This window comes from Methylobacterium sp. WL9 (assembly GCF_008040035.1).
Taxonomy (GTDB): Bacteria; Pseudomonadota; Alphaproteobacteria; order Rhizobiales; family Beijerinckiaceae; genus Methylobacterium; species Methylobacterium thuringiense.
Map to the genome: position 1 here is coordinate 22347 of NZ_VRVE01000013.1, position 17252 is coordinate 39598.

Annotated in this window: 15 protein-coding genes; 8 read left to right on the forward strand and 7 right to left on the reverse strand. The window is 68.3% G+C overall.

Annotated features, from left to right (window positions below; genetic code table 11):
• Positions 1-125: 125 nt before the first annotated feature.
• The 5 genes from FV217_RS07125 to clpS form a co-directional block, all read right to left on the reverse strand.
• Positions 126-1682, reverse strand: coding sequence for an L-aspartate oxidase (locus FV217_RS07125; RefSeq protein ID WP_147816433.1), 1557 nt, complete (start codon positions 1680-1682; stop codon positions 126-128).
• 2 nt (positions 1683-1684) lie between these two features.
• Entirely contained in the window at positions 1685-2728 is a 1044-nt protein-coding gene (nadA, locus tag FV217_RS07130) for a quinolinate synthase NadA (RefSeq protein ID WP_147816434.1), read from the reverse strand.
• A 281-nt stretch (positions 2729-3009) separates the two neighbouring features.
• The gene (locus FV217_RS07135) at positions 3010-3279 is read right to left on the reverse strand and encodes a hypothetical protein (RefSeq protein WP_147816435.1); all 270 of its coding nucleotides are present in this window, start codon (positions 3277-3279) and stop codon (positions 3010-3012) included.
• A 120-nt stretch (positions 3280-3399) separates the two neighbouring features.
• A complete protein-coding gene (gene clpA, locus FV217_RS07140) occupies positions 3400-5904 on the reverse strand; it encodes an ATP-dependent Clp protease ATP-binding subunit ClpA (RefSeq protein WP_147816436.1) in 2505 nt (834 codons plus the stop codon).
• A 24-nt stretch (positions 5905-5928) separates the two neighbouring features.
• Positions 5929-6264: an ATP-dependent Clp protease adapter ClpS gene (gene clpS / locus FV217_RS07145; RefSeq protein WP_147816498.1), complete on the reverse strand. Its 336-nt coding sequence runs from the start codon at positions 6262-6264 to the stop codon at positions 5929-5931.
• A 457-nt stretch (positions 6265-6721) separates the two neighbouring features.
• Between clpS and FV217_RS07150 the strand changes: the two genes are divergently transcribed.
• A complete protein-coding gene (locus tag FV217_RS07150; protein ID WP_147816437.1) occupies positions 6722-8203 on the forward strand; it encodes a D-alanyl-D-alanine carboxypeptidase in 1482 nt (493 codons plus the stop codon).
• A 131-nt stretch (positions 8204-8334) separates the two neighbouring features.
• Here FV217_RS07150 and FV217_RS07155 read toward each other — a convergent pair whose 3' ends face one another.
• On the reverse strand, positions 8335-9024 hold the full coding sequence (locus FV217_RS07155) for a DnaJ domain-containing protein (protein WP_147816438.1): 690 nt from the start codon (positions 9022-9024) through the stop codon (positions 8335-8337).
• Between the two features lie 46 nt (positions 9025-9070).
• Entirely contained in the window at positions 9071-10216 is a 1146-nt protein-coding gene (locus FV217_RS07160) for a trypsin-like peptidase domain-containing protein (RefSeq protein WP_147816440.1), read from the reverse strand.
• A gap of 458 nt (positions 10217-10674) precedes the next feature.
• Here FV217_RS07160 and FV217_RS07165 point away from each other — a divergent pair, with 458 nt between their 5' ends.
• From FV217_RS07165 to FV217_RS07195, 7 genes are all read left to right on the forward strand, one after another.
• A complete protein-coding gene (locus tag FV217_RS07165; RefSeq protein WP_147078644.1) occupies positions 10675-10890 on the forward strand; it encodes a hypothetical protein in 216 nt (71 codons plus the stop codon).
• Positions 10891-11169: 279 nt separating this feature from the next.
• Positions 11170-11619, forward strand: coding sequence for a hypothetical protein (locus FV217_RS07170; RefSeq protein ID WP_187272461.1), 450 nt, complete (start codon positions 11170-11172; stop codon positions 11617-11619).
• Between the two features lie 67 nt (positions 11620-11686).
• Positions 11687-13852 carry a methylmalonyl-CoA mutase gene (scpA, locus tag FV217_RS07175; protein ID WP_147816444.1) on the forward strand — a complete coding sequence of 722 codons (2166 nt, stop codon included), beginning with the start codon at positions 11687-11689 and terminating at the stop codon, positions 13850-13852.
• 188 nt (positions 13853-14040) lie between these two features.
• Positions 14041-15474 carry a mannose-1-phosphate guanylyltransferase/mannose-6-phosphate isomerase gene (locus FV217_RS07180; RefSeq protein WP_147816446.1) on the forward strand — a complete coding sequence of 478 codons (1434 nt, stop codon included), beginning with the start codon at positions 14041-14043 and terminating at the stop codon, positions 15472-15474.
• A gap of 130 nt (positions 15475-15604) precedes the next feature.
• Positions 15605-16114 (forward strand): TerB family tellurite resistance protein, encoded by a 510-nt coding sequence (locus FV217_RS07185; protein WP_147816448.1) that lies wholly within the window; start codon positions 15605-15607, stop codon positions 16112-16114.
• Positions 16115-16132: 18 nt separating this feature from the next.
• Positions 16133-16537 (forward strand): CidA/LrgA family protein, encoded by a 405-nt coding sequence (locus FV217_RS07190; protein ID WP_147816450.1) that lies wholly within the window; start codon positions 16133-16135, stop codon positions 16535-16537.
• Positions 16534-17250, forward strand: a complete 717-nt coding sequence (locus tag FV217_RS07195) for an LrgB family protein (RefSeq protein WP_147816452.1) — start codon at positions 16534-16536, stop codon at positions 17248-17250. The genes FV217_RS07190 and FV217_RS07195 overlap by 4 nt, the downstream gene beginning before the upstream one ends.
• The last annotated feature ends 2 nt before the right edge of the window (positions 17251-17252 follow it).

Sequence of the window (17252 nt, forward strand, 5' to 3'; positions counted from 1 at the left end):
CCCTTGTGGGGAGGCGCAAAGGGGTGGGGGTGTTCCGCTTGCCTCGGTCGGAGCCCAGCGGAGCCACCCCACCTCCAACGCCTCTCCACAAGGGGGAGGAGAGGCGCACGGCTACACCGCGTGCCCTATCCCGAAACCGCCTCGGGCGACAGACGCTCACTCGCGCCCGCGATCTCGGCCGCCACGCGCAGAACTTCGAAAAAGGTCGTCACCGTGTGGTAGCGCGCCGCCTGCCCGGAAAAATCGCTGCGCCAGTGGCCGCCGCGGCTCTCCTGCCGCGAAAGGGCGCAGACGGCGATCATCAGGCCGGTGAGCGCCGCATCCGAGCCACCCTCGGCGAGGAGGTGCAGACTGGCGATGGCCTCGCGCAGACCGGCCGCATCGCGCACGACGCCGACCCGGCGATCCATCAGCGCACGCACCTCGGCCAGAGCGCGGCCGCCATCGCCCTGACGACGCGGCAGGGACGCCGCATCGCCGATCATCGCGGAGGCCGGCTCCGCCTCTATCGAAGCCGCGATCGGGCCGGAGAAGGCAAGCGCCTCCAGCAAGGAATTGCTGGCGAGGCGGTTGGCACCGTGCAGGCCGGTCGAGGCGACCTCACCGCAGGCCCATAGGCCGGGCACGTCGGTGCGGCCGTGCGCGTCCACCACAACGCCACCCATGTGATAGTGCGCGGCCGGCCGCACCGGGATCGGCTGAACGGCCGGATCGATGCCTAGGCCGGAGCAGAGGCCCGCCACCGTCGGAAAGCGCCGCGCCATCGAGCGGCCGAGATCGCCACGCGTGTCGAGAAACACCGCGCGACCGCCGGCCTGGGCCTGGAAGATCGCGCGGGCGACGACGTCGCGCGGGGCGAGGTCGCCGCCGCTGATGCCGGCCATCACACGCCCGCCCTCGACATCGACGAGAGTTGCGCCCTCGCCGCGAAGCGCCTCCGTGGCGAGCGGCATCGGGTCGGCGCCGGCCGCGATGGCGGTGGGGTGGAACTGCACGAATTCGAGGTCGCGCAAGCTCGCACCAGCCCGTGCCGCGAGGAGCAGGCCGCTGCCGATCGCACCGCGCGGGTTGGTCGTCGCCGCGTACAGCCCTCCGACGCCGCCGGTGGCGAGCACCACGGCACGGGCCGGCAGACGGAAGGCCGCGCCGTCGCTCTCGCAGACGAGGCCGCAGACGGCACCGTTCGCGTCCTGCATCAATGTCGTCGCGTCGGCGACGAGCACCTCGATCGAGGGCGTCGCGCGCACCGCCCGCACCAGTCCTTCAAGGACCGTGGCACCAGTCGAGTCGCCGCGTCCGCGCACGATCCGGCGACGGCTGTGGGCCGCCTCCAGGCCGAGGGCGAGTGAACCGTCCGCATCGCGGTCGAAGGCGACGCCGAGGCCGACGAGCCAATCGATCAGGCCGGGCGCCGCCTGGGCGACGCGCAGGGCGACGTCGAGCTCAGTCAGCCCGGCGCCGGCAGCCTCGGTGTCGGCGGCGTGAAGCGGCGGCGCATCGCCGGGGCCGATCGCGGCGGCGATGCCGCCCTGGGCCCAGCCCGTGGCGGTGCCGTTGCCCAGCGACGCGGCCGTAACGATCGTGACTGGACGAGGCGCGAGCCGCAGGGCCGTGGCGAGCCCGGCGACGCCCGCGCCGACCACGATCACGCGGTCGGCGGGGCTGCGCGAGACGATGCTCATCGTCAGGACTTCAGGATGGGGGTCGGCGCGGCGGTCGGCTTCACCGCGAGCATCCGCTCGACGGCACGCCGCGCGCGCTCGGCCAGGGCCGGCTCCACGGTGACCTCGTGGGTCATCGTCTCCAGGGCATGACGGATGTTCGGCAACGACATCCGCTTCATGTGCGGACACATGTTGCAGGGCTTGATGAACTCGATGTCCGGGTTCGCCACGGCGATGTTGTCGGCCATCGAGCACTCGGTGACGAGCACGACCTGGCTGGGCCGCTTGCTCGTCACGTAGTTCATCATCATCGCGGTCGAGCCCGAGAAGTCGGAGGCCTGGACCACGTCGGGCGGACATTCCGGATGCGCGATCACGGTGATGCCGGGATAGCTGTCGCGGACGGCTGCGATGTCGTCGGGCGTGAAGCGCTCGTGCACCTCGCAGTGGCCGGGCCAGGTCAGCATCTCGACTTCGGGCACCTGCACCTGGACGTTCTGCGCCAGGAACTCGTCCGGCAGCATCAGGACGCGGGGGACACCGAGCGAGCGCACCACGTCGGCGGCATTGCCGGAGGTGCAGCAGATGTCGGATTCGGCCTTCACCGCGGCCGACGTGTTGACGTAGGTCACCACCGGAACGCCCGGATATTTCAGCCGCAACGCGCGGATATCCGCCGCTGTGATCGAGTCCGCGAGGGAGCAACCAGCCCGCATGTCCGGGATCAGGACGGTCTTGCCGGGATTCAGGAGTTTCGCGGTCTCGGCCATGAAGTGGACGCCGGCGAGCACGATCACGTCGGCATCGACCGTGATAGCCTCGCGGGCGAGCGCGAGGCTGTCGCCGACGATGTCCGCCACCGTGTGGAAGATCTCCGGCGCCTGATAATTATGGGCCAGGATCACGGCGTTGCGCTCGCGCTTCAGCCGCAGGATCGCCTCGACATCGGGCGCGAGAGCCGGCCACTCGATCGCCGGGACATGCCGGCTGACGCGAGCGTAAAGATCCGGAAGCGGCAGACCGTCGACGCGGGCATTTCGCTGCGGTAGAGAGGTCGCGGCCATCGCAACTCCTTTATGCTCACTTTGAGCATTGTGCCGCCTAAGTTAGGCGCGGCCCCGAGCCTTGTCCAGATATGCCCAGACTGAGCATAACGTTTTTGCGGTGCGAGATTTGGGTGCGGGCGCGAAGACCCGAGTGGCGTGCCGCTCTCCGTTCGAGGTCGCTCAACGCAAGTTCGTGCCGGATCCGCGATCGGGCAAAGCAGCCGACAACGCCGACATCATATCACGCCCAGGCGCACGCGTGAGAACACGAAACCCGAAGTGGCAGCGATGACGCAGCGTCAGGCCTTCTTTTCGAGCTGCTTCTTCACCTGCAGAAGCTGATCCCAGACCGTACCGGGCGTGGTCCCGAAGAACTCGAAGCCCGCGTTCACGCCCCACCAGACGCCGAACACGATGATCGGAACGAGGATCCAGCCCAGGATCTCCTCGCCACGGCGCCTGGATTTGCGCCGCCTGCGGCGAGCCTCCCGTGCCGTCAGCTTCGGCTTGGGCGGCGGGGGCTGCCGGGTGACAGGCGTGAGGGTCTCCTCATGCGTGTCGCTCATCATGCTGCCCCCGTCGCTGTTCGATCCGCGCGGCGCGCACGCGCCCCGCTCGTCTCATCTCGGTGCGCCCATATCCGCGAGCGGCTAGAGGAAGGCAACCCGCCTTCCCTAAGACGAACCCGGCTACGCCTTGACCAGCGGGACCTTCGGCACCGTGCTGCGGGCGCTGCCGGAGCCGCTCGGCCCCTCCGGGCCGCCATCCTTGTCGCCAGCCTTGCGCTTCGGTGCCGGCCGCGGCTTCGAACGCTTGTGGCGCTTGGCGGCGTTGGCGACATCCTTCTCCGGCTTCGGCGTCACCGGGCCTGCCGGAAACTCGAAGGCGAGCGTCGCCTTGGCCGAACCCGCATCGTTGTCGTCGGCATCGGCCTTCAACAGCACGACACGCACGGCGCCGCCGTTTTTGAGCTTGCCGAACAGCACCTCGTCCGCGAGCGGCGTCTTGATGGTCGATTGGATCAGCCGCGCCATGGGACGGGCGCCCATCGCGTCGTCGTAGCCATTCTCGACGAGCCACTCGCGCGCTTCGTCGGAGAGCTCGATGGTGACGTTGCGATCGGCGAGCTGTGCCTCGAGCTGCAGCACGAACTTGTCGACGACCTTGGCGACCACGTCCTTCGGCAGGTGGCCGAAGGAGATGATCGAGTCGAGTCGATTGCGGAATTCCGGCGCGAATAGCTTGTTGATCGCCTCGACGTCGTCGCCCGTGCGCTTGGTCTGGGTGAAGCCGTAAGCGGACCGGGCCATGTCGGACGCGCCCGCATTCGTGGTCATGATGATGATCACGTTGCGGAAATCGACCTGCTTGCCGTTGTGATCGGTGAGCTTGCCGTGGTCCATCACCTGCAACAGGATGTTGAAAAGGTCCGGATGGGCCTTCTCGATCTCGTCGAGCAGCAGCACGCAATGCGGGTGCTGGTCGATGCCGTCGGTCAGCAGGCCGCCCTGATCGAAGCCGACATAGCCGGGAGGCGCGCCGATCAGGCGGCTCACCGTGTGGCGCTCCATGTATTCCGACATGTCGAAGCGCAGCATCTCGACGCCGAGCGAGGCGGCGAGCTGCTTGGCGGCTTCCGTCTTGCCGACGCCGGTCGGGCCGGCGAACAGGTAGGAGCCGATCGGCTTGTCGGGATCGCGCAGGCCGGCACGGGCGAGCTTGATCGCCGAGGTCAGCGCCTCGATCGCCTTCGGCTGGCCGTAGACGACGCGCTTCAGGTTCTCGGTCAGGTTCTGGAGCACGACCGTGTCGTCCTTCGACACCGTCTTCGGGGGGATGCGGGCCATCGTGGCCACCGTCGCCTCGATCTCCTTGACGCCGATGGTACGCTTGCGGCGCGCCTCCGGAACCAGCATCTGCGAGGCGCCGGTCTCGTCGATCACGTCGATCGCCTTGTCCGGCAGCTTGCGGTCGTTGATGTATCGCGCAGACAGCTCGACGGCCGCTTTGACCGCCTCGGTGGTGTACTTCAGCTTGTGGAATTCCTCGAAATAGGGCTTCAGCCCCTTCAGGATCTCTATGGTGTCCGGGATCGACGGCTCGTTGACGTCGATCTTCTGGAAACGGCGGACCAGGGCGCGGTCCTTCTCGAAGTACTGGCGGTACTCCTTGTAGGTCGTCGAGCCGATGCAGCGCAGCGCTCCGGAGGCGAGCGCCGGCTTGAGCAGGTTCGAGGCGTCCATGGCGCCGCCCGAGGTGGCGCCGGCCCCGATCACCGTATGGATCTCGTCGATGAACAGCACCGCGTTCGGATGCTGCTCGATCTCCTTCATCACCTGCTTGAGGCGTTCCTCGAAGTCGCCGCGATAGCGCGTACCGGCGAGCAGCGTGCCCATGTCCAGCGAGAATACGGTGGCGTCGGCCAGAACCTCGGGCACCTCCTTCTGGATGATCTTGCGCGCGAGCCCTTCGGCGATGGCGGTCTTGCCGACGCCGGGGTCGCCCACCAGCAGCGGGTTGTTCTTCTGGCGGCGGCAGAGCACCTGAATCGTGCGCTCCACCTCCGAATGGCGGCCGATCAGCGGGTCGATCTTGCCGTCACGCGCCTTCTTGTTGAGGTTGACGCAGTAGGCTTCCAGGGCATCGCCCTTCTTCTTGGTGCCGCGTCCGCCTTCCTCATCGCCGCCACCGCCGGGCCGCTCGGAGGAACCCTCGTCGTCCGAGCCGCGCACGGGCTTCGATTCCGATGCGCCGGGCCGCTTGGCGATACCGTGACTGATGTAGTTGACCGCATCGTAGCGGGTCATGTCCTGCTCCTGCAGGAAGTAGGCGGCATGGCTCTCGCGCTCGGCGAAGATCGCCACCAGCACGTTCGCCCCCGTCACCTCCTCGCGGCCGGAAGACTGGACGTGGATAACCGCGCGCTGGATCACGCGCTGGAAGCCCGCCGTCGGCTTGGCGTCCTGGCGTCCGTCGCCGGTGAGATTGGAGAGCTCGGTGTCGACGTATTCGACGAGGTTGCGCTTGAGAACGTCGACCTCGACGCTGCAGGCCCGCATCACGGCGGCCGCATCCTGATCGTCGACCAGCGCGAGCAGGAGATGCTCGAGCGTCGCGTATTCGTGGCGTCGTTCACCCGCCAGCGCCAGGGCGCGGTGGAGGGCTTGTTCCAGGCTGCGGGAGAAGCTTGGCAATGCTCGAGCCTTTTTCGCGAGGGCCTATTTCTTCTCCATAACGCACTGGAGAGGGTGTTGGTGCTTGCGTGCGAAATCCATCACCTGCGTCACCTTCGTCTCGGCGACTTCATAGGTAAAAATTCCGCATTCGCCGACGCCGTTCTGATGCACGTGCATCATGATCTGGTAGGCGTCGTCATGGTTCTTGTTGAAGAAGCGCTCGACGACATGCACGACGAATTCCATCGGCGTGTAGTCGTCGTTGAGGAGCAGCACGCGATACAGGCTCGGACGCTTGGTCTTCGGCTTGGTGCGCGTGATGATCGCAGTGTTCGACCGGTCACCATCGCCTGGCCCGCGCTGGCTCGCGGCCGTCATCGGCTGCGTGCGCCCGAGCCCGTCATCGGCGACCGCCATGACCTGCGTCAGCGTCTGAGACCTCGGAATCGTATCGAGTCCGTCCGGCGGCATGCTTCATTCGTGAGGCGTTGTTCATGGGAAGTACGACGGACCTGGGACGGCTTCTCCGCCCAGGCCGTTCGCTGAGAACGCGACCAGCGAAAGGCAATCTATAGGCCGGGAAACGACTGCGCCAGTCGCCTGCGCGCACTTGTCCGTGTCGCGAGGGCCGGCGCCCGGCAATGGCCCGGCTAGCACCCTGCCTGGAAACAACGTTTCGGCCCCAGGTTGCGCCGCATTAACGGCCGCGTAACCGCGTCCACATACCGTCACATATCGAGATGGAGCGGGACGTCGGGCGGGCCCGGTGCTCTTCGCGGCAATGGCGCAGTGCGGGCCGGGCAGCGGCTCGAAGGTGCGGGACGGATCAGCGGTAATGCGTAGCGTGTCAGGCCGTTTTCTTCGTTACCGTGCGACCCCTGCCGCCCTGGCAGCCGCGGCGATCCTCGCCGCGATCGCCTCGCCGGCCGAGGCGCGTCGGCACGCCCACCACCACCGCGCGGCCCACCAGCGCGCCGTCAGCGGCTACAACCCGCCCTACGCGGCCATGGTCGTCGACGTGAAGTCCGGCAAGACGCTGCATGCGGTCAACGAGGACGCGCTGCGCCATCCGGCCTCGATCACCAAGGTGATGACCCTCTACATGCTGTTCGAGCAGCTCGAGCGCGGGCGCTTCCAGCTCGACTCGCCGCTGACGATCTCGGCCAACGCCGCCGCCCAGGCGCCGTCGAAGCTCGGCCTGCGCCCGGGCTCCACCATCGAGGTCGAGGACGCGATCAAGGCAATCGTGACGAAGTCGGCCAACGACGTCGCCTGCGCCATCGGCGAGAACATCGCCGGCTCGGAGCCGAAATTCGCGGAGATGATGACCCGCAAGGCCCAGGCGCTCGGCATGAGCCGTACGCACTACGCCAACGCCTCGGGCCTGCCGGATGCCGACCAGATCACCACGGCGCGCGACCTCACGGTGCTCGCCCGCGCGATCCAGGACCGCTTCCCGCGCTACTACAAGTATTTCCAGACCCGCTCCTTCGCCTTCCGCGGCCGGGTGATCGGCAACCACAACCGCCTGCTCGGCAACGTCCAGGGCGTCGACGGCATCAAGACCGGCTACACGCGCGATTCGGGCTTCAACCTGATGACCGCGGCAAAGTCCGACGACCGCCAGATCGTCGCGATCGTCCTCGGCGGCAAGTCGGGCGCCAGCCGCGACCGGATCATGGCCGACCTCGTCCGCGCCAGCCTGCCCCGCGCCTATGCCGGCGCCCGCCAGTCCCCGGCGCTGATCGAGACGGCCGAGCGCGGCCGTCCGGCCGTGATCGCCGACGCCGCCTCGAAGACCCGCACCCGCTACGCCTCGGCCGACGACGACGAGATCGAGACGACGAACGCGACGGATGCCGCCCCGACCACGACGCCCGGCATGGGCCGCCGTCCGCCGGCCTCGATCCCCGGCGCGGCACAGGCCTATGCCGGCTCGGCGGGCCAAGCCGGGTTCCCGGGCTCGGCCAAGTCGAGCGCCAGGCTTCCGTCCTACGACGCGGTCGCCACGCGCTCCGAGGCGCCGGCCAAGTCGGAGAAGGCCGAGATCACCTCGCGCGGCGTGACGCCGACGGCCTGGGTGATCCAGCTCGGCGCCATGGACGACGAAGACAAGGCGAAATCGATGCTGGCCGAGGCTCGCGGTCGCGCCGGCGGCGCGCTGGGCAAGGCAGCCCCCTACACGGTTCGCGTCAGCCACGGCGGCACGACGCTCTACCGCGCCCGGTTCTCGGGCTTCTCAGAGCAGAGCTCCGCGCAGGATGCCTGCTCGGCCCTGAAAAAGAACGGCTTCAACTGCTTCGCGACCCGCAGCTGACGCCACGCCTGATGCGGAAAAGTGGAAGCCGGTTTTCCGAAAACATCATGCGACACTTCTGACCTGCCCATCGGCCCGCGTATTGGGCCGGCGGTTCGCCATCAGTCCTCTCTGACAACGCGCGTGGAGTTTCAGCGATGTCGGTTCGTCAGCCTGTCCCGAGCCGCGTTGATACGCGCGGCAAACTCGGCGGTGCCCCCCTGATCGGGATGCAGCCGTTTCATCAGCGCCCTGTGGGCCGTGCGGACCTGCTCCAGGGACGCCCCGCTCTCAAGCCCCAGGATCTCATAGGCCTCCTTCTGCGTCATCGCCCCTGGGTCAAGCGGACGGCCCGTCCGCGCGTGAAGATCGCGCTCAGCGTCTATACGCCAGCCGGAGTGCCGGCGGTCCAGATACGCCTCCAGTAGCCGCGCCCCGTCGGGGTCGGCACTACGGCAGAGCGTGTGGAGCGCGACGAGATCGCCGCGCGGAACCGCCGACAGGCGCTCGCCGGTATGGGGACCGGCCAGTATCGTGCCGTCACCGGAGGCGGGCTCGAACTCGACGGTGGCGGTGCGCTTCGGTGCGCGGTTCGGCCTTAGTTTCGCGACGAGGCCGGCGAGCCTCTTCGAGACCCCCTCCCCTCCCTCCAGCAGCCAGAGACCGACGCCGGCGAGCAAAACCGCCGGCAGCAGAACGCCGCGCAGCGCCAGGAGCGCCGCCACGGCGAAGGCGGCGTAGCTGCCGATCCGCCTTGGACTGAGTCCGGCCGGCAGACGACCGCCGCTGCGGCCGAGCCACCACAATCCGACGAGTACGAGAACACCGAGGGCGAGCAACATGCTGCCGTGATCGGCCGGTTAGGCATCCGCGTAAAGGCTGATCCCGTTACAACCGCGTCTGCGCGACATCCGCCGTCGTCACGCGGATCTGCCGGATGCGGCCGTCGCGCTCGACTTGGAGCATCACGGCCTTGTCCATGCCGGCCGCCTCGACCGCGGCGGTGAGGTCGGCGAGGCGATGGACGCGTTTGTCGTTCACGCCGACGACGATGTCGCCGATCTCGCCGGATTGCGGGTCGACGCCGCGAAGCCCTGCATTCGCGGCCGGCGATCCGGGCAGCACCCGCATAACCACGACACCATCGATGCCGAGGCGGGCGGCGGTGGCCTCCTGGCCGGCGATGATGCCGATTCCCGGATTACGCATCCGGCCGTTACGGATCAGTTCCGGGACGACGCGGTTCACAACATCCACCGGGACGGCGAAGCCGATGCCGGCGCTCGCCCCCGAGGGCGAGAAGATCGCGGTGTTGACGCCGATCAGCCGCCCGGCGGAGTCGAGCAGCGGACCGCCGGAATTGCCGGGGTTGATCGCCGCGTCGGTCTGGATGACGCCCGAGAGCTCGCGGCCCTCCTGCGTCGGCAGGCGGCGCTGCAGGGCGCTGATGACCCCGGTGGTGAGCGTGTGATCGAGGCCGAACGGGTTGCCGATGGCGAAGGCCGCCTGGCCCACCTTGAGGTCCGCAGAGGTGCCGACGGCGAGGGGCGGCGGTTGCCGAGCGACGCGCCCGAGGCGCAGCACCGCGAGATCGTAGTTCGGGGCGGTCCCGACGACGCTCGCCGAGACCACCTCGCCCGAGGACAGCCGCACCGAGATCGAGCCGCCCTTCTGGGTCGCACCCTGGACGACATGGTTGTTGGTGACGACGTGGCCGCCGGAATCCCAGACGAAGCCGGTGCCGGTCTGCGTGCCGCTGCCGCCCTGCTGCTGACCGCTGTCTTCGTCCATCTCGGGATCGAGCAGGGCGCGACCCTGCGCCGCCGACTGCGCGAAGACGTGGACTACCGATGGCGAGGCGCGGGCGAAAAGGTCGACGGTGGTGGTCTCGGCCGCCGAGAGGTCGCCGCGCGCCGTGATCGCCCGCGGCTGATCGGCCGCATAGAGGAAGGCCATGATGTAGGGCTGCGCCACGACGGCGATCAGCAGGCCGAGGGTGATCCCCAGGGCGATCCGCACGAAACGATCAGGCACCGGACACGTCCCGAAGCCGCGAGCAGGGACGACGGCGTCGTCGGCAGAACTGCCCGGGCGGGTGCGGCATGACGTGGGCGCGTGCCGCGTTCCCGTCAACGCCCGGCCGGCGTCGCGGAAAATCCACAGCCGTCCACAAGCTGAGCAGGTGCGTCACCGCACTGCGGTAGGGTGAGCGCCAAACTAACGAATTGCTTACACTTCGACCGCACAGTCATCGCATCGCAAGTGACGAGCATCCAAGGCGTGACGCAAGACGCCAGTTCTTCAGTATCGGGCAATCGCGACAGGGAACTGCGTCGACACGGTGACGATCGGGAAACAATTGCCCGAATTGATCGCAAAGACGCCAACAGATGCTCCCAATCGTACTGGCATATGCACCACGTCGGCTGGCCGCTGATCTCAGCCCCGTCGACGAACCGACCGCGTACAGGGTTCACGAGGAAGACCACGACATGGAAACCGAGGCTCTCGAACGTCCGGCCGACCTGACGATCTGGCGCACGCTGCCTGCCGCGTCGCCCCTGGCCCAGCCCGAGCGCTACGACACGCTGCGCGAGGCCCTGGAAGCCGCCGCGGGTGCGCTCACCGATCCGGCCAAACAGCCCTGGATCATCACGGAAGAGGGCGAGATCCTCTCCCCGAACTGGATCCGCACCTACCTCAACTGATCCGGACGCAGTGCCGGCGCGCCTTTCGTGGCGCGCCCCCTGCCCGGGGGCCGGCGCCTTCTTCGCGGCCTGCCCGTGATCCCGGCGCCATGCGCACCGCGACACGGCCCTTCGAGCGCCCTCCCCTACGCCGAACCCGGAATGCAGCGATCGGCTCGTCGGGCACCGGCGCCCTCGAGCCTGGGCTTGGCGTGTCCGGCAGCTCCATGTTTTCTCGCGCACCGACATCGTCCTCATGACGGCGTGGGATGCCGGGCGAGAAGGCGGAGCGAACCGACCATGCTGCCAGCGAAGACAGGTGATTCACGCGATCCGTCTGTGATCCGCGTCGAGCGCGAACTCCTCCGGCTCGAAGCGCTGGCGTCCCGGAAGCGCTATCGGATCGCGATCCTGCGGGCCCTGCGCGGCTTCGTCGGAGCCGGCGGTGCCCTGGCGACCATGCTGAAGCTCAAGATCGCCGGCTCGCTGGTCCTCAAGATCGGCCTCGCCGTGATCGTCGGCCTCGGCTTCGCCTGGCCGCTCTATGCCTTCGCGGCGGTCATACTCGGCTTCGCGATCCTGTCGATCCTCGACAGCAATTCTGGGAGCGATCCGAACTGCGATTGCCCCGGCGACTGCGAGCGCAAGGAATCGCGGCGCGCCCGCCTCGATCGCATGATTGAGCAGCGCAAAACCTGGCTCGTCGCGAACGCCGCTCCGCAGCCACCGAACGCCGGGGTCGCGCGTTAGGAGTAGCGGGCGACCCGGCCATCCCTATAATGGCGAAAAGGCCGCACGCCCCGAGAACCCAAGCGCCATGACGTCCCGCGTTCCCGATTTCACCACCCTCTCCTACGCGGCCGAGGCCATTCCGGCCCCGCCGCCGCCCACGGGCGAGTCCTGGATGACCCCCGAGGGCATACCGGTGAAGGGGTTCTACGGCCCCGAGGACCGCGAAGGGCTGGAGGGTGTCGACTCCTATCCGGGCATCGCGCCGTATCTGCGCGGCCCCTATCCGGCGATGTACGTCTCGCAGCCCTGGACGATCCGCCAGTATGCGGGCTTCTCGACGGCCGAAGATTCGAACGCCTTCTACCGCCGCAACCTCGCAGCCGGGCAGAAGGGCCTGTCGGTCGCCTTCGATCTCGCCACCCACCGCGGCTACGATTCCGACCACCCGCGCGTCTCGGGCGACGTCGGCATGGCCGGCGTGGCGATCGACTCGATCTACGACATGCGCACGTTGTTCTCGGGGATTCCCCTCGAAGAGATGACCGTGTCGATGACGATGAACGGCGCGGTTCTGCCGATCCTCGCCCTCTACATCGTCGCGGCGGAAGAGCAGGGCGTGCCGCCCGAAAAACTCGCCGGAACGATCCAGAACGACATCCTCAAGGAGTTCATGGTCCGCAACACCTACATCTATCCCCCCAAGGGATCGATGCGGATCATCTCGGACATCTTCGGCTACACGTCCAAGAACATGCCGAAGTTCAACTCGATCTCGATTTCCGGCTATCACATGCAGGAAGCCGGTGCGACGAACGATTTGGAACTCGCATACACGCTCGCCGACGGCGTCGAATACATCAAGGCCGGCCTCGCCGCAGGCCTGACCATCGACCAGTTCGCACCGCGGCTGTCGTTCTTCTGGGCGATCGGCACGAACTTCTTCATGGAGATCGCCAAGATGCGGGCGGCGCGCCTGATCTGGGCCAAGCTCGTGAAGGAGTTCGACCCGCAGAAGGAGAAGTCGCTGCCGCTGCGCACGCATTCGCAGACGAGCGGATGGTCGCTCACCGCGCAGGACGTGTTCAACAACGTCACCCGCACCGCGATCGAGGCGATGGCGGCGACGCAGGGCGGCACGCAGTCGCTGCACACCAATGCGCTCGACGAGGCGCTGGCCCTGCCGACGGACTTCTCCGCCCGGATCGCCCGCAACACCCAGCTCTTTCTGCAGCAGGAGAGCGGCACCACGCGCATCATCGACCCCTGGGGCGGCTCCTATTACGTCGAGCGCCTGACCGCCGACATCGCCAAGCGCGCTTGGGAGCACATCAGGGAAGTCGAGGAACTCGGCGGCATGGCCAAGGCCATCGAGGCCGGCGTGCCCAAGCTCCGAATCGAAGAGGCGGCGGCGCGCGCCCAGGCCCGAATCGATTCCGGCCGTCAGACCATCGTCGGCATCAACAAATACAAGCCCGACGACGAGATGAAGATCGAGCTCTTGCGCGTCGACAACAAGAACGTGCGCACGCTGCAGATCGACAAGCTCAAGCGCCTGCGCGCCGAGCGCAGCCAGGCCGACGTCGACGCGGCGCTCGCCGCTCTGACCAAGGCCGTCGACACGGACGAGAACCTGCTCGAACTCGCGGTGAACGCGGCTCGGGCGAAGGCCACGGTCGGCGAGATCTCGGAGGCGCTGGAGAAGGCCTGGGGCCGTCACCGCGCCGAGATCCGCTCGATTTCGGGCGTCTACAAGCGGGAGGTGGGCGGCATGTCGCCGGCGGTGGAAGAGGTCAGGCTGCTCGTCGAGGCGTTCGAGGAGGCGGATGGTCGCCGCCCGCGCATCCTCGTCGCCAAGATGGGCCAGGACGGGCACGATCGCGGCCAGAAGGTGATCGCCTCGGCCTTCGCCGATCTCGGCTTCGACGTCGATATCGGGCCGCTCTTCGCGACGCCGGAAGAGGCGGCGCGTCAGGCGGTGGAGAACGACGTCCACATCATCGGCGTCTCTTCGCTGGCCGCCGGCCACCTCACGCTCGTGCCGGAGCTGAAGACCGCGCTGACCGAGCAGGGCCGCGAGGACGTGATGATCGTCATCGGCGGCGTGATCCCGCCGGCCGACTACGACGCGCTCTACGAGGCCGGCGCCTCGGCGATCTTCCCGCCGGGCACCGTGATCGCGGAAGCCGCGGTCAAGCTGATGAGCGAGCTGAACCACAGGCTGGGTTACATCGAGCGGCAGGCTGCCGAGTAGCGCGCGTCGTCGGCTCGCCGTGCGAGAACCTGCCTCGGCCTTGCGAATGGCCGAACAGCCGGCAGTCCTGTTGTCTGCGATGCCGACGGTGGTTGGAATTTCCGGCCGCCGTTCGGTAATGGTGCGCTGCGGTCGATGCTGCGCATGAGCATCGCCGTTTCGGCAACGCTGAGGGAAGTGGCCATCGAATGACAGAGACCAACCGAGACCTGATCCTCCCGGTGATCCTGTGCGGTGGCTCCGGCACGCGGCTGTGGCCGGCTTCCCGCGAGAGCATGCCAAAGCAGTTCACGCGCCTGGTCGATGCCGAGAGTTCGACCTTCCAGGCGACCGCGAAACGTGTGACCGACGCGGCCGTCTTCTCTCGGCCCATCGTGATCGCCTCATCCGAGGCCCGCTTCATCGTTGCCGAACAGCTGCTGGAAGCGGAGGTGCCCGCCGACATCGTGCTGGAGCCGAGCCGGCAGGATTCGGCCGCTGCCGTCGCCGTCGCCGCGCTGACCGCCGCGCGGCGCGACCCGGAAGCGGTCGTGCTCATCCTCGCCGCCGACCATGTCATCGGCGACGCGCCGGCCTTTGCCGCCGCCGCCAGGATCGCCGCATCCGGTGCGCGGAACGGGCATATCATGACGCTCGGGATCGAGCCCACGCGGGCGGCCAGCGACTACGGCTACGTTCGCCCCGGCCCGACCCTCGACGGCCTGCCCGGCCTGCATGCCGTCGAGCGCTTCGTCGAGAAGCCGGATGCGGCCGGCGCGGAGCGGCTGATCGCCGAGGGCGCCCTGTGGAACTCGGGCTACTTCCTGTTCCGCGCCGACATCATGCTGGCCGAACTCGAAGCCTACGTGCCCGAGATCCTCGCCGCCGCCCGTGCGGCGCTCGATGCCGCCACCACCGATCTCGATTTCGTGCGCCTCGACGCCGCCGCCTTCGCGCAAGCGCCGAAAACATCGATCGACTACGCCGTGATGGAGCGTACGGTGCATGCCGGCGTGCTGCCGGTCTCCTTTCCCTGGTCAGACGTCGGCACCTGGGACGCGGTCTGGCAGGTTCTCGATCGCGACGCCCAGGGCAACGCCGTGCGCGGCCGGGTGGAACTCGTCGGCACCAGCAACAGCCTCATCCACAGCGAGGGCGAGGGCCTGACCACGGTGGTCGGCCTCGACGACGTCGTGGTCGTGGCGACGCCCGACGCCGTGCTCGTCGCCTCGAAGTCGCGCTCGGGCGAGGTCAAGGAACTCGTCACGACGCTGCGCAAGAAGGCCTATCCCGAGGCGGACGCCCATCGGCGGATGTACCGGCCCTGGGGGTGGTACCAGCGCATCGACATCGGCGAGCGCTTCCAGGTGAAGCGTATCATGGTGACGCCGGGTGGTCGGCTCTCCCTGCAGAAGCACTTCCACCGGGCCGAGCACTGGGTCGTGGTCAAGGGCACGGCCGAGGTGACGCTCAACGAGCAGATCATCCTCGTGCACGAGAACGAGGCGGTCTACCTGCCGATCGGCTCGATGCACCGGCTGACCAACCCCGGCAAGATCCCGCTCGAATTGATCGAAGTCCAGGTCGGCTCCTACACCGGCGAGGACGACATCATCCGCGTCGAGGACATCTACGGGCGCTGAGGATCGTTGAGATGCAGGCGGGCCACGGCCGCGCACCATCTCGCCTTGCGAGGGAGTCGAGCCCGGCTGGTCGCTTGACGGCACGCAGGGGGCGACGAAGGGTGGCGCACCTCACGCCTCCCGGGCCACCATGGCGCTGTTCGCACGACTGATCTCATACGCCTCCGCCGCCTTCGGCTCCGGGCGCTCCGGGCGCTCCGCGCAAGGGACGGACGCCGCCACAGAGGGTGACGAGCATCTCGCGGCCACCGCCCTGCTCGTCCATGTCGCCCGCGCCGACGGCGTGCTCGATCCGGCCGAGTCCGAGCGCCTGACCCGGCTGGTGCGCTCGCGCTATGCGGCCACCGAGAGCGAGGCCAACGAGCTGATCAGCCGCGCCGCCGCGTTCGATGCGGAAACCCGCGACATGTCGAGCCTCGTGGAGTTGATCGGCCGCGAGGGCGGCAGCGCCGAGCGCGAGCGGATCCTGACGATGGCGTGGTCGGTCGCCGGCGCGGATGGCGAGGTTCACGAGTTCGAGGAAGCGCTGGTCTGGCGACTCGGCAAGCTTCTAGGTTTGGACGAGGCCGCGATCGGCCTGGCGCGCGCCAACGCCCGGACGGCCGGCGATGCTCCTGCCGCCGACGCCATCGCTCCATAACGGAGGCCTGACGGCGCCGTGATCGTCAGCCTCACCCTGATCCTGCTGGCCCAGCTGCTGGGCGAAGTGGTGGCCCATGGCAGCGGCCTGCCCGTGCCGGGTCCGGTGCTCGGCGCCGCGCTGATGTTCGGCTTTCTACTGCTCCGCGACCGCTACCGCTGCTCGGCCGAACGGGTGTTGCCGAAGCCCCTCGTCCAGGGCGAGCTGGAGGGCACCGCGAAGGGTCTGCTCACCCATCTCTCCCTAATGTTCGTGCCGGCGGGCGTCGGGATCGTCGGCCGTCTCGACGTGCTCGCTGCCAACGGCCTCGCGCTCGCCGTCGTCCTGCTCGTCTCCGTGGTGCTGACCCTGTCGGCCACGGCGCTCACATTCGTCGCCGTCTCGCGCCTCGTGCGTCCACGCGGACCGGACGTGGCCTCATGACCGGCGAGTTCGCCCTCTGGGTCTATCTCACCCGTACGCCGCTGCTGTGGCTGACCGTGACGCTGTTGGCCTACGTCGTCGCGGAGCGATTCTCGGAGGCGACCGGACGCCATCCACTGGCGAACCCCGTGCTGCACGCGATCTGGATGACCAGCCTCGTCCTGAAGCTCACCGGCACACCCTACCCGACCTACTTCCAGGGCGCGCAATTCGTGCATTTCCTGCTCGGGCCGGCGACGGTGGCGCTGGCCGTGCCGCTCTATGAGCGCCGCGCGGTGGTGCTGCGGGCTCTCGTGCCGATGCTCGCAGCGCTGGTGGTCGGGGCGGTCACCGCGCTCGCCTCGGCCGTGCTGCTCGCGCGCGCCTTCGGGCTGTCGCACGGCATCGTCGTCGCGCTGGCCCCGAAATCGGTCACCACCGGCGTCGCGATGGGCATCGTCGAGGCGCTCGGCGGCGACCCGACGCTGACCGCCGTGCTCGTCATGCTGACGGGCGTCGCCGGCGCGGTGATCGTATCGCCGCTGCTGAACCTCCTGCGTGTAAAGGACCTGCGCGCCCGCGGCTTCGCGGCCGGTCTGGCCGCCCACGGCCTCGGCACGGCTCGCGCCTTCCAAGTCAGCGACGTCGCCGGCACCTTCGCCGGCATCGCCATGGGGCTGAACGCTTTCTTGACGGCGATCCTCGTGCCGTTGGTGCTCGGGCTGGTGAAGTAGGT